Origin of the sequence: Streptomyces anulatus (genome assembly GCF_014650675.1) — a bacterium.
Taxonomy (GTDB): domain Bacteria; phylum Actinomycetota; class Actinomycetes; order Streptomycetales; family Streptomycetaceae; genus Streptomyces; species Streptomyces anulatus.
The window spans coordinates 254,217-267,512 of sequence record NZ_BMVK01000006.1 but is presented as its reverse complement, the minus strand read 5'-3'; the positions used below and the strand labels follow the sequence as shown (position 1 = coordinate 267,512).

Below are 13,296 nucleotides of genomic sequence, written 5' to 3'. Positions count from 1 at the left end.
CGGTGACCTGGGTCACTGTTGTGTTTGGGCTGTGTAAGCGAGGGCAGGCGCGCCATCGGAGCGAACCACGTCGCATTTTCAACTAGTGCATGTGCCACGCGGACAGAACCCGCACCGCTCCACGGTCTGCCGGAGGGGGTGGCAGACCGTTTTCGGTTCAACGCGTGAGGTGTATGTGTCCAGGCTGCAAGCCGAACACTTGTACAAAGTCTTCGGAAGACGACCCGATGAAGCAGTGCGGAAGCTCGAGAGCGGCTCCGACCGCGACGAGTTGCGCGCCGAGGGAACGACCGCAGCGGTGATCGACGCCTCGTTCACCGTGGAGCCGGGGCAGATCTTCGTCGTCATGGGGTTGTCCGGCTCGGGCAAGTCCACCCTGCTGCGGATGCTCAACGGTCTGCTCGACCCCACCGCGGGCCGGGTGCTGTTCGACGGCCAGGACCTGACCGCCCTGAGCCCCCGCGAGCTGCGGCACGTCCGCTCCACCAAGATCAGCATGGTGTTCCAGCACTTCGCGCTCTTCCCCCACCGGAGCGTCCTGGAGAACGCCGCGTACGGCCTGGAGGTCCAGGGCGTGGCGCGTGAGGCCCGCGAGGTGCGCGCCGCCGAGGCGCTGCGGATGACCGGCCTCGAAGGCTGGGAGAAGTCCTGGCCCGACGAGCTGTCCGGCGGTATGCAGCAGCGCGTGGGCCTCGCCCGCGCGCTGGCCACCGACGCCGACCTGCTGCTCATGGACGAGTCCTTCAGCGCGCTCGACCCGCTGATCCGCCGTGACATGCAGGACCAGCTCCTGGAGCTCCAGAAGCGCCTGAAGAAGACCATCGTCTTCATCACCCACGACCTCAACGAGGCCATGCGCCTGGGCGACCGGATCGCCGTCATGCGCGACGGAGAGATCGTCCAGCTCGGCACCGCCGAGGACATCCTCGTCACCCCGGCCAACGACTACGTCGCCTCCTTCACCCAGGATGTCGACCGCTCCCGGGTGCTCACCGCGGGCGCGATCATGGCCGAGGCGCACACCGTGATGGGCACGAAGGCGTCGGACGGCAAGGAACTGCGCACCTCGCAGGACGTGCTGGCCGCGGCCCCCGCCACGGTCCCGGAGTCCACGCCGATCATCGACCTGTTCACGCCCTGCTCGCAGAGCTCGAACCCGGTCGCCGTGACCGACGCCAAGGGCAAGCTCGTCGGCGTCGTCCCCAGCTCCCGGCTGCTCGCCGTCCTCGGCGAGCCGATGACCCCGGCCGAGGCCCCCCGCGACACCGAGTCCGCGGCAGCGGACGGCGTGAAGAAGGTGGCCAGTGTTTAGGCTCCCCCTCGGCGAATGGGTCGACTCCGCGGTCGACTGGCTGCAGACCCACCTCGCCTGGCTCTTCGACGCCATCAGCTCCATCGTCAGCGGCATGTTCGACGGCATAGCCGCCGTCCTGTCCGCCCCCGCGCCGCTGCTCTTCGCGGGCATCGTCGCCGTCATCGCCTGGTGGCTGCGCGGCCTGCCCGCGGCACTGCTCACCTTCGTCGGGTTCGCCCTCATCGACTCCGTCGAACTGTGGGACGAAGCGATGGACACCCTCACCCTGGTGCTCGTCGCGACCCTGGTCACCCTGGTCATCGCCGTGCCGCTGGGCATCTGGGCCTCGCGGTCCAGGACGGTCAGCGCGATCACCCGGCCGGTCCTGGACTTCATGCAGACCATGCCCGCCATGGTCTACCTGATCCCCGGGGTCATCTTCTTCGGCGTCGGCGTGGTCCCCGGCATCATCGCCACCATCATCTTCGCGCTGCCCCCGGGCGTCCGGATGACCGAACTCGGCATCCGCCAGGTCGACGGCGAACTCGTCGAGGCGGCCGAGGCCTTCGGCACCACCTCGCGCAACACCCTGCTGCGCGTTCAGCTGCCGCTCGCCCTGCCCACGATCATGGCCGGAATCAACCAGGTCATCATGCTCGGCCTGTCCATGGTCGTCATCGCGGGCATGGTCGGCGGCGGCGGCCTCGGCGGCTCCGTCTACCGCGCCATCGGCAACGTCGACGTCGGCCTCGGCTTCGAGGCGGGCATCTCCATCGTCATCCTTGCCATGTACCTGGACCGGATGACCGGCGCGCTGGGCACCGAGGTCTCCCCGCTGGGCCGCCGCGCGGTCGCCAAGGCCCAGGCCATGGCGGACGGCTGGAAGATCTGGACCTACCGTCCGCAGCCCCGCATCGCGGCCGTCGGCATCGTCGTCCTCGCGCTCGTCGCGGGCAGCATGAGCATGTTCGGCGGCTCCAAGGACGACACCGCGGGCAAGGCCGCGCAGATCGGCGACGGCAAGAAGGTCAGCATCGGCTACATCCCGTGGGACGAGGGCATCGCCTCCACGTTCCTCTGGAAGGAGATGCTGGAGCAGCGCGGCTTCGAGGTCGACGTCAAGCAGTACGAGGCCGGCGCGCTGTACACCGGTATGGCCAACGGGCAGATCGACTTCCAGACCGACTCCTGGCTGCCGGTCACCCACGCCAGCTACTGGGCGAAGTACAAGGACCGCCTGGAGGACCTCGGCGCGTGGTACGCCCCGACCTCGCTGGAGCTCGCCGTCCCCGCGTACATGAAGGACGTCCAGACCATGGACGACCTGAAGGGCCGGGCGTCCGAGTTCAAGGGCCGGATCGTCGGCATCGAGCCGAGCGCCGGCGAGATGGGCCTGCTCAAGGACAAGCTGCTGCCGGGCTACGGCCTGGACAAGGAGTACAAGCTCATCGACGGCTCCACGCCGTCCATGCTGGCCGAGCTGAAGCGCGCGTACGCCAAGAAGGAGCCGATCGTCGTTCCGCTCTGGTCGCCGCACTGGGCGTACAACGAGTACGACCTCACCAAGCTCAAGGACCCCAAGGGTCTCTGGGGCAAGGGCGACGGCGTCCACACCCTGGCGCGCAAGGGCTTCTCCGCCGAGAACCCCGTGGTCAGCAAGTGGCTCAAGGACTTCAAGATGAGCGAGAAGCAGCTCACCAGCCTTGAGGCCCAGATCCAGAAGTCCGGCTCCGGCAAGGAGCAGGAAGCCGTCCGCACCTGGCTGAAGGACAACCCGGGCGTTGCCGACAAGTGGTCCCCGGTCCCGAAGGACGCCAAGGCCGACGGCGGCAAGGACGAGCGTGACCGTGCCGTCGAGGTCGCCTGGTTCCCCTGGGAGGAGGACATCGCCGCCACGTACCTGTGGAAGGCGGTCCTGGAGGAGCGCGGCTACAAGATCAACCTCAAGCAGTTCGAGGTCGGCCCGATGTACGCCGCGATGTCACGCGGCCAGATCGACGTGCAGTTCGACGGCTGGCTGCCGTACACCCAGAAGAATTACTGGGACAAGTACGGCGACAAGCTGACCGATATCGGCTCCTGGTACGGGCCGACCTCCATCGAGGTCGCCGTCCCCGACTACGTCAAGGACGTCAAGACCCTCGACGACCTCAAGGGCAAGGGCTCCGACTTCAAGGGCCGGATCGTCGGCATCGAGCCCGGCACCGCCACCATGGAGAACCTCAAGAAGAACGTTCTGCCGAGTTACGGCCTGGACAAGGAGTACGAGGTCCTCGACTCCTCCACGCCCGGCATGCTGGCCGAGCTGAAGCGCGCGTACGCCAAGAAGGAGCCCATCGCGGTCCTGCTCTGGACCCCGCACTGGGCGTACAACGAGTACGGCATGACCAAGCTGAAGGACCCGAAGAAGGCGTTCGGTGAGGGCGACCGGCTGCACACCATCGCCTCCAAGGAGTTCCCGAAGCAGTACCCGCAGCTGACGAAGTGGTTCAAGGACTTCAAGCTCACCGAGGAGCAGCTCGGCGGACTGGAGAACGAGATCCAGAAGCGCGGCGTGGGTCACGAGGAGGAAGCCGTGAAGGCCTGGATGGACGACAACCCGGGCATCGCGGACACCGTGGCGCCCCAGTAGGGGCCCACGGGCACGAAAGCACAGGTCGAAAGGGGTGGCCCCCGCCTTCGGGCGGGGCCACCCCTTCCGGCTGCCCGGGGGTCGTTTACCGGACGTCGTGCGCAACCATGTGCGTAAGGTGCTGGCAACCGGGAGGATGGCGTAGGCGGGAGGGAGCCGGGACATGGACGACAAGGACACACCGCGGGTGGGCGCCGCCGTCCGCCGACGGCGCAGAACCCTGGGACTCACGCTGGCCGCGGTCGCGTCGCGCAGCGGCCTCTCCGTGCCCTTCCTCAGCCAGATCGAGAACGAGCGCGCCCGCCCCAGCGCCCGTTCCCTCGACCGGGTCGCCGATGCGCTGGAGACCACCACCGGGCGGCTGCGGGCCGCCGCCGACTCCGCGCGCGCCGTGGACGTCGTGCGGGCCGAGGACGGCGAGGGCGTACGCCGCCTGGTGCGCGGCAGGCATCAGCTCAGCGCCCTGGAGTTCAGCGGCGAACCGGACCTCGGGCGCGAGTTCCAGCACCGCAACGACGAACTGATGTACGTCGTCGAGGGCGCCGTCGACGTCGAGGCCGAAGGCCAGGTCCACCGCCTGGAGCACGGCGACACCCTGTTCCTCTCCGGCGGCGTCCGCCACCGCTGGCGCGCCACCGTGCCCGGCACCCGGCTCCTGGTCGTCGCGGTGGCCGAACACATCGACGCCACGTTCGACTCGCGCCGCTGAGCTGTACGCAGTCCGTACGGGGCCGAGTCCGTACGGTGGCGAGTCCGCCCGGCGGCGAGCCCGTACGGGGCCGGGCCCGTACGCCGGGGCCGAGTCCGTACAGGGCCGAGCCCGTCCCGTGGCGGGCCCACCCCGTGGCGAGTCCGTCCGGTGGCGAACCCCGCCCCCGCCCCCTCCTCCTCTTTCTCCGCGAAAGGCCCGTCCGTGCGCGTCGTCTCCCTGGTCCCCTCGCTCACCGAGGCCGTCGCCGTCACCGCACCCGGGCTGCTCGTCGGGGTCACCGACTGGTGCACGCACCCCGCGGACCTCACCGCCGCCCGCATCGGCGGCACGAAGAACCCGGACGTGGCAGCGATCACCGCCCTCGCCCCCGACCTCGTGATTGCCAACGAGGAGGAGAACCGGGCCCCCGACCTCGACGCGCTCCGGGCGGCCGGGCTCGACGTCCTGGTCACCGAGGTCCGCACCCTGGATCAGGCCCTCGCCGAACTGCACCGCGTCCTCGTCGACGGCTGCGGGCTCGTCCGGCCCCGCTGGCTGGACGAGGCCGAGGCCGCCTGGGCCGCGCTGCCCGCGCCCTCCGGGAGGCCGCGCCCCGCCGCCGTACCGATCTGGCGAAGGCCCTGGATGGTTCTCGGCCACGACACCTTCGCCGGCGACCTTCTCGCCCGCCTCGGCGTCCGCAACGTGTACGCCGACCACGCCGAGCGCTACCCGCGCATCCCGCTCGACGAACTGAACGCCTCCGGGGCCGAGCTGATCGTGCTGCCCGACGAGCCCTATCGCTTCACCGCGGACGACGGGCCCGAGGCCTTCCCCGCCCTGCCCGCCGCACTCGTCGACGGGCGGCTGCTCACGTGGTACGGGCCGTCGCTGGCCGAGGCGGCACGGGTGCTGCCGTCAGCGCTCCGCTGACGACCCCGAGCGCCGTCCGCGTCCCGGCCGCCGCCCACGCCGCGACCAGGGCCACGTACAGCGCGACCGCCAGCCAGGTCAGCGCGTCGAGACCGGTGTGCCGCGCCAGACCCGCCGCGCCCGTCACACACGTGCCGACGGGGAAGGTGAACGCCCACCACGTCATCGCGAACCCCATCCCGTTCCGCGCGGCCCGCACCACCATCGCGGTCGCCAGGGCCAGCCACAGCAGCGCGAAGCCCATCACCGGCACCCCGTACAGCACGGCGAACGCGCCGAACGCGGAGGCGTAGGGGGCCCCGACCGCCCCGGGGGCGGCGTCGGCCAGCTGGTTGACCGCGGTCGTCGACTGCCCGAGCGGCCCCAGCACCAGAAACAGCGTCGGGGTCAGCGCGAGCGGCAGCGGACCGTGGTGGACCAGCCGGGAGAAGACCAGCGGCAGCACCACCAGCGTGGCCAGCAGCGACAGGCCGAACATCGCGTAGCAGGCCAGCAGCAGCGCCTCGCGCCCCTGCCCGGCGGAGACATGGGGCACCAGCAGCGCGCCCTGGGACGCCGACACCATCGGGGCGACCAGCGGCAGCAGCCAGACCGGCGACGCGGTCCCGGGTGCGGGACGGTGGCGTACGACCATCAGATACGGCACCACGACCGCGGCCACCAGACCGATCACCGTGCCCGCGACGAACAGCACCACGTCCACCGCGAGCGCCGCCCGCGCGCCCACCACGTCCTGGCCCACCGTCAGGGTGGCCCCGCCGACGGCCATCAGCGCCATCGACAGACAGCCGTAGAACGGGGCGACGGCCGGGTCCAGCAGATGGGCGCAGGCCTGGTCGCGGTGGCAGAGCCAGTGTCCGGCCCGCGCGGTGAGGACGGCCAGGAGCAGCAGGGCCGACAGCGCCCAGACGACGGTGCACGCGGCGCGCAGCCCGGGAACGTCCACCGGAAGCATCGCGCCGGCGCTCGCGACGATCGCGGTGCCCATGACGCTCGCGTACCAGTTCGGGCCGATGTGCCGGAGGAACGGCAGCCGCGTCGAGCCGGAAGACGCCACCGCTGCCGGGCGCGGGGACTCCGGGCGCGGGGACGGAGCGGCCGAGGGCGGCGGGGCGGCGGTCCGGGTCTGCGGAAAGATGGCCATGCCACGATTCTTCGCGGACGGCCCCCCGCCCACCAGGGACTCCGTTCCTATGAGGTCATAAGCTGGCTTTATGGCCGGCGACGACGCACACGCACCCCACGTTCCCCTCTCCCACCGGGTCCCCGACCTCGGGGCGCTGGAACTGCTCCTCGCCGTCGCCCGGCACGGCAGCCTCGGGCGGGCCGCCCGGGACGTCGGCATCACCCAGCCCGCCGCCTCCAGCCGTGTCCGGTCCATGGAGCGACAGCTCGGCGTCGCCCTCCTGGACCGCTCCCCGCGCGGCTCCCGGCTCACCGACGCGGGCGCGCTGGTCACCGACTGGGCGCGCAGGGTCGTCGAGGCGGCGGAGGCCTTCGACGCCGGCGCACAGGCGCTGCGCGACCGCCGCGACTCCCGGCTGCGGGTCGCCGCCAGCATGACGATCGCCGAATACCTGCTGCCGGGCTGGCTGATCGCCCTGCGCGGGGAGCGGCCGGACACCGCGGTCTCGCTCCTGGTCGGCAACTCCGCGGCCGTCGCCCGCCGCCTGGTCACCGGCGAGGCCGACCTCGGCTTCGTCGAGGGCCTGTCGATACCGGAGGGCCTCGACGGCACCGTCATCGCCCACGACCGCCTCGTCGTCGTGGTCGCCCCCAGCCACCCCTGGGCCCGCCGCCGCACCCCGCTGCAGCCCGCCGAACTCGCCGCCACCCCGCTGATCCTGCGCGAGCACGGCTCCGGCACCCGCCAGGTCCTGGACGCGGCGCTCGCCGTGCACGGCGGGCTGGCGCAGCCCCTGCTGGAACTCTCCTCCACCACGGCGGTCAAGGGCGCCGCGGAGAGCGGCGCGGGACCCTGCGTCCTGAGCGAACTCGCCCTCGGCGAGGAACTGTCGTCCCGCCGCCTCGTCAAGGTCCCCATCGCGGGTGTACGGCTGCGCCGCCAACTGCGCGCCGTCTGGCCCGGGGGCCACCGCCCCACCGGTCCTGCCCGCGATCTGCTGTCCCTGACCGGACGCGATGCCTGACCCCGCGAACCCCGGCCGCCGTGTCGGAGCCGGACCCTAGAGTGGGGGCATGAGCTTCGCGACGCCGCCCGGCTGGTACCCGGACACGGGCGCACCCGGCTTCGAGCGCTGGTGGGACGGCACGGCCTGGACCGTGCACACCCGCCCGCTCGCCGCCGCCCACGCCGCACCGGAACAGCCGCCCGCACCCGCGGCGTTCGGCCCGCCGTCGCTTCCGCTCCCGCACCAGCGCGGTCCGAACGACGGATCCGGCGGGGGCAGCCGGACGAAGGTCCTGGCGATCACGCTCTCCGGGGTGCTGGTCCTGGGCGCGGCCGTCGCCGGCGCCGTGCTGCTGGGCCGCGACGAGGGCGGTACGCCGGCGGCTCCGACGACGACCGCTTCCTCCCCGGCCCCCGTCACCGCCCCCACGGCCACCGCCTCGTCCTCCGCCGAGGCCGACCCGGACGAGGACCCCGCCGTCCTCGTCGACCAGCTCAACGGGATCACCCTGCCGGTGCCCCAGGGCTGGGAGAAGCCGGAGAGCACCTCCGACGACGCCCCCACCATCCGCACCGAGCAGTCCTACGACTGCCCCGGAGGCGCGTCGTTCTGCTACCACGGCACGGTCACCACCCGCACCGCCCGGGGCGGCGAGACCGATGCCAGAACCCTGGCCGAGGCCGACATCGTCACCGCGGCCGACAAGGCCTACGAGGAGGACGACCTCGGCCGGCGCACCCACGGCGGCATCACGTCCAACAAGGTGCTCAAGGCCCAGGAGCTGACCGTCGCCGGCCGCACCGGCTACCTGGTGCGCTGGCAGGTCACCACCGGCAAGGGGCCCGGCGGGTTCGTGCAGTCCCTCGCCTTCCCCTCCTCGGTGGGCACCGAGACACCGGTGATCGTCCGGTTCGCCTTCGACGCCGGGGTCCCCGGCCTGCCGCTGTCCCTGATGGACACGATCACCCGGGGCATCCGCCCGCTCGGCGACAGCGCGACGAGCGGTGGCGTGGGAGCATCCATCGGCCCCTGAAGCCTCGCGTTTCCTGCCGGCCCGGGGTCAGAGGAAGGTCTGCCCCTCGCCCCGGTACGTCGGAACGCTCGCCGTGACCCGGTCGCCCTCGATCAGGTGCAGCGCGTCGAAGCGCTCGCACAGTTCCCCGGCCTTGGCGTGCCGGAACCAGACCTTGTCGCCGATCAGCAGGTCGTCGGCGGGGGAGCCGAGCAGCGGCGTCTGCACCTCGCCCGCGCCCTCCTGCGCGTCGTAGCGCAGCCCCTCCGGCAGATACGGCACCGGCGAGCGGTCGGCGCCGGCCGCGCCGGACGCCGGATAGCCGCCCCCGAGCACCGTCACCACGCCCACGCCGGGCCGGCGCACCACCGGCTGCGCGAACAGGGCCGCAGGCCGGCCGGTGAACGACGTGTAGTTGTCGAACAGCCGGGGCACGTACAGCCCCGAACCGGCCGCGATCTCCGTCACCGCGGTCTCGGCCGCCGTGTGCTGCACACTGCCCGTGCCGCCGCCGTTCACGAACTCCAGGTCCGGTGCGACCGCCCGGACCGCCCGCACCACCTCCGCCCGGCGCACCGCCAGCTCCCTGCGGGCGGCCGACTGCATCAGCCGGATCGCCCGGGACCGCAGCGGCCGCCCCGCCAGCGCGTCGCCGACCCCGGCGACATGCCCCTCGTACGCCATCAGGCCCACCAGCCGGAAGCCCGGCCTGCGGGCCACCGAGCGGGCCAGCTCGGCGAGCTGCGCGGGGGATCGCAGCGGCGAGCGCAGCGCCCCGATCCGGACCCGGCCGCCCAGCATCCGCAGCGAGGTGTCCAGCTCCAGGCAGACCCGGATCTCCTCCCGCCCGCCCGCCCGGGAAGCGTCGATCAGCTCCAGCTGCGCGTGGTCGTCGACCATCACGGTCACGGCGCCGGCGAGCTTGGGATCGGCGGCCAGCTCGGCGAACGCGGACCGGTCGGCCGACGGATAGGCCAGCAGGACGTCGTCGAACCCGGCCCGCGCCAGCCACAGCGACTCCGCCAGCGTGTACGACATGATCCCGGCGAACCCGGGACGCGCGAGCACCCGCTCCAGCAGGGCCCGGCACCGCACCGATTTGCTCGCCACCCGGACCGGCTTCCCGGCCGCTCGCCGCACCAGATCGTCGGCGTTGGCGTCGAACGCCTCAAGATCGACGATCGCGATCGGGGCGTCGAGATGGGCGGTGGCCCGGTTGTAGCGGGTCCGGTCAGCGGCGCGGGCAGTCATGGCCGCAGCTTGCCAGAGTGCCGCTACGGCTGGGTAGGGGGACGATCGGGACAGATCCTCCGCCGACCGGGGCGTCCCGTTCCCCGCCGCCCGCCCGCAGCCCGTAGAGTGACGTGCACGCGAGCACCAACGGGCCTGTCAGCGGCGGTGATCCGTGGTCGGTACGAGGACGTGTAAGCAGGGGGCCGGATGAGTACCGAAGCACAGCGCACCCCTGTGCCGCCCCGCCCGACCACCCCGCCCGCGACGCCCGCGGCCCCCGCTTCCTCGCCCACCTCACAGACCGCACCGCCCGAGCAGGTTCGGCCGACAGCCGCTCCGCAGGGGGCTTCGACCGCACCGGCCGCGCAGACTCCGCCGGCCGCACCGTCCCCGCAGACCCGCCCGGCAGCCGCTCCGCAGGGTGCCCCGGCCGCGTCGACACCGTCGCCGTCGCCCCAGCAGCTCCCGCCGACCCGTCCTGCCGCTTCCGCCCCGCAGGGGGCTTCCGCCGCACCGGCTGCCTCGGCCCCGCAGGCCTCGTCGGCCAGCTCGGGCGCACCGCCTCAGCAGGCCCGCCAGGTAGTTGCTCCGCAGGGTGCTGCCGCACCGGTCCCGCAGGTCTCGCCGACCCGTCCTGCCGCACCTGTCCGGCCGGCCGCTTCCGCCCCGCAGGGTGCTCCTGCCGCGCCGGCCCCGTCGGCCCTGCAGGCCTACTCGCCCAGGCAGGCTCCGCCGACCCGCCCTGCCGCACCGGCCCAGCAGGCCCGCCCGGCAGCCGCTCCGCAGGGTGCCCCCGCCGCGCCGGCGCCGTCGGCCCAACAGGCCCCGCCGATCGGTCCGACCGCTTCCGCCCGACCGGCAGCCCCCACCCCGCAGGCAGCTTCCGCCCCGCAGGCCGCTGCAGCCCCACCGGCCGCACCGGCCCAGCAGGCCGCGCCGCGCCGCTCCGTCCCGCAGGCCCGGAAGAATCCGCCACCCCACCCGGCCCGCCCGGCAACTCCTGCCCCGGCCGCGCCTGCCCCTTCCGCCGGGGTGGCCCCACCGGCTCCTCCCGTCCCGCAGGCACCGCCGGCCCAGCGGCCCGTACCTGGCGGGACGCCCGCGTCCGCGCCGCCCTCCGCACCCCCCACGCACCCGGGCCCGCCCTCGGCGGGTTCCGCACGCCCCGCACCTCCGGGCCCGCCCCCCACGGGCCCGAACCCGCCCGCCACGGGCCCGAACCCGGCGTCCCCGGGCCCGCACCCCGCGGGTGCCGCGAGCCCGGTGTTTCCCGGTCCGCCGGCCGCCACTCGGCGCAGGCCCGTCGGGGCCGTCGACCTGACGCCCGCGCCGGGAGCCGTTCCGCCGCCCCCGGGCGGTTACCAGATGCCGGTCCGCTACGGCTACCCGGAGACCCCTGCCGAGACCACCACCCGGCTGCGCCCGGTCCGGCCCCGCCAGCGGTGGCGTACCGTCGCGGCCGCCGCCTGCGTCGTGCTCGGCCTCGGACTGATCGGCGGGGCGGCCACCGGAGCCTGGCTGACCGGCGACTCCTCGGCCGAGACCACCCGGAACCCGTACACCGCCGCACGCAGCGCCTGGCACAGCGTCCCGGTCGACACGCTGTTCCCGCGCACCCTCCAGGGCAAGGGCGCGGGGCCCGGCGGCACCCACCGCACCTGGACCCGGATCGCCGTCGCCGCCGACAGCACCTGCAAGGACGGGCTCGACCCGCTGCTCCTGACCACGCTCCGCTCCGTCGGCTGCGAACGGCTGGTGCGCGCCACCTACACCGACGCAACCCGCTCCGCCGTCACCACCGTCGGCCTGGTCTTCACCGAGGCGGACGCCCCGGGCATGCAGGCCCTGCGGACCCGTTTCACCGAGCAGGGGCTCGGCGCGCGCAAGGACCTCATGCCCCGTACGTACGCTCCCGAGGGCACGACCGCGGCCTCCTTCGGCGACGGGCAGCGCGCCAGCTGGACGGTCAACCCGCTCACCGAGATCCCGGTCGTCGTCCTCGCCGTCTCCGGCTTCGCGGACGGGCGCACCGTCGCCGACCCGCAGCCCGCGCCCGCCGCCATGGTCGCGGGAGCCACGACGGACGTCGCCCAGGCCGGGCTCGGCCACGAGGCGAAGGGCATCGCGGACCGGGTGGAGCGCGGACTGCGCACGACCGTCGCCGAACTCACGGAGCAGCCCCGATGACCCGACGCCCCCACCGCGTCATCGCCGCGGTCTGCGCCGCCGCCGTCCTCGCGCTCACCCCCGCCGCGCCCGCCCACGCGGACGCCATCCGCGACCAGCAGTGGGCCCTGGACGCCATGCACACCGACCGGGCCTGGAAGACCACCCGGGGCCAGGGCGTCACCGTCGCCGTCCTGGACACCGGGGTCGACGACGCCCACCCCGACCTGACGGGCCAGGTGCTCCCCGGCAAGGACCTCGTCGGCTTCGGCGCCGCGCGCGGCGACTCTTCCTGGGCCCTGCACGGCACCGCGATGGCCGGCATCATCGCCGGACGCGGCAACGGCCCCGGTCGCTCCGACGGCGTCCTCGGCATCGCCCCCGAGGCCCGGATCCTGCCGGTCCGGGTCATCCTGGAGTCCAAGGACCCGGCCCGCGCCAAGGCCCGCAAGTCCCGCGGCACCGCCCTCGCCGACGGCATCCGCTGGGCCGCGGACAACGGCGCCGACGTCATCAACCTCTCCCTGGGCGACGACAGCAAGTCCGCCCACCCCGACCCCGGCGAGGACGCGGCCATCCAGTACGCCCTGTCCAAGGGCGTCCCGGTGGTCGCGTCGGCGGGCAACGGCGGCGAGAAGGGGGACCGGATCTCCTACCCCGCCGCCTACCCCGGAGTGATCGCGGTCGCCGCCGTCGACGAGTACGGCACGCACGCCTCGTTCTCCACCCGCCGCTGGTACGCCACCGTCAGCGCCCCCGGCGACGACATCGTGGTCGCCAACCCGGACGGGCACTACTACATCGAGTGGGGCACCTCGGCCGCCGCCGCGTTCGTCTCCGGCGCGGTCGCCCTGGTCCGTGCCGCCCACCCCGGCCTCGACCCGGCCCAGATCAAGAAGCTCCTCGCCGACACCGCCCGCGACGCCCCCGCCGAGGGCCGCGACGACGCCCGCGGCTACGGCATCGTCGACCCGGCGGAGGCCATCGAGGCGGGCACCCGGCTGCGCCCGGCCGACCTGGACGCCAAGGCCGCCCCGGCGGGACACCGGGGGCGTTACTTCGGCGAGGGCCCGGCCCCGGCCCGTACCGCCGACGCGACGGCCAACTGGGCCGCCCCGCTCGCCGGCGGCCTCGGCGCGGCGCTGCTGGCCGTCGCCGTCGTCCTGTGGCGCGGCCGGAACGGCGCCCCCGGCCGCCGCTGAG

10 protein-coding genes are annotated in these 13,296 nt (G+C 73.6%); 8 read left to right on the top strand and 2 right to left on the bottom strand.

What is annotated here, in order from left to right:
- The first annotated feature begins 235 nt into the window (after positions 1-235).
- The 4 genes from IE272_RS17635 (at position 236) to IE272_RS17620 (ending at position 5,550) form a co-directional block, all read left to right on the top strand.
- Positions 236-1,312: a quaternary amine ABC transporter ATP-binding protein gene (locus IE272_RS17635; protein ID WP_190007244.1), complete on the top strand. Its 1,077-nt coding sequence runs from the start codon at positions 236-238 to the stop codon at positions 1,310-1,312.
- Complete coding sequence (locus IE272_RS17630) at positions 1,305-3,926, top strand: ABC transporter permease/substrate binding protein (protein WP_190007243.1); 2,622 nt, start codon at positions 1,305-1,307, stop codon at positions 3,924-3,926. The genes IE272_RS17635 and IE272_RS17630 overlap by 8 nt, the downstream gene beginning before the upstream one ends.
- Before the next feature lie 163 nt (positions 3,927-4,089).
- On the top strand, positions 4,090-4,635 hold the full coding sequence (locus IE272_RS17625) for a helix-turn-helix domain-containing protein (RefSeq protein ID WP_050359465.1): 546 nt from the start codon (positions 4,090-4,092) through the stop codon (positions 4,633-4,635).
- A 204-nt stretch (positions 4,636-4,839) separates the two neighbouring features.
- Positions 4,840-5,550 carry a helical backbone metal receptor gene (locus IE272_RS17620; RefSeq protein WP_190007242.1) on the top strand — a complete coding sequence of 237 codons (711 nt, stop codon included), beginning with the start codon at positions 4,840-4,842 and terminating at the stop codon, positions 5,548-5,550.
- Here the strand turns inward: IE272_RS17620 and IE272_RS17615 are convergent.
- Positions 5,489-6,694: a TDT family transporter gene (locus IE272_RS17615; protein ID WP_190007241.1), complete on the bottom strand. Its 1,206-nt coding sequence runs from the start codon at positions 6,692-6,694 to the stop codon at positions 5,489-5,491. The two genes, IE272_RS17620 and IE272_RS17615, sit on opposite strands and share 62 nt — an antisense overlap.
- A 70-nt stretch (positions 6,695-6,764) precedes the next feature.
- Here IE272_RS17615 and IE272_RS17610 point away from each other — a divergent pair, with 70 nt between their 5' ends.
- Both IE272_RS17610 and IE272_RS17605 read left to right on the top strand, forming a co-directional pair.
- Complete coding sequence (locus IE272_RS17610) at positions 6,765-7,700, top strand: LysR family transcriptional regulator (RefSeq protein WP_050359463.1); 936 nt, start codon at positions 6,765-6,767, stop codon at positions 7,698-7,700.
- Between the two features lie 49 nt (positions 7,701-7,749).
- A complete protein-coding gene (locus tag IE272_RS17605; RefSeq protein WP_190007240.1) occupies positions 7,750-8,715 on the top strand; it encodes a DUF2510 domain-containing protein in 966 nt (321 codons plus the stop codon).
- Positions 8,716-8,742: 27 nt separating this feature from the next.
- Here IE272_RS17605 and IE272_RS17600 read toward each other — a convergent pair whose 3' ends face one another.
- Positions 8,743-9,945: an amino acid deaminase/aldolase gene (locus tag IE272_RS17600; protein ID WP_057661714.1), complete on the bottom strand. Its 1,203-nt coding sequence runs from the start codon at positions 9,943-9,945 to the stop codon at positions 8,743-8,745.
- Positions 9,946-11,292: 1,347 nt separating this feature from the next.
- Between IE272_RS17600 and IE272_RS17595 the strand changes: the two genes are divergently transcribed.
- The gene (locus IE272_RS17595) at positions 11,293-12,114 is read left to right on the top strand and encodes a hypothetical protein (RefSeq protein WP_056703143.1); all 822 of its coding nucleotides are present in this window, start codon (positions 11,293-11,295) and stop codon (positions 12,112-12,114) included.
- Positions 12,111-13,295, top strand: coding sequence for a type VII secretion-associated serine protease mycosin (gene mycP / locus IE272_RS17590; RefSeq protein WP_190007238.1), 1,185 nt, complete (start codon positions 12,111-12,113; stop codon positions 13,293-13,295). Before IE272_RS17595 ends, mycP begins: the two co-directional genes overlap by 4 nt.
- The last annotated feature ends 1 nt before the right edge of the window (position 13,296 follow it).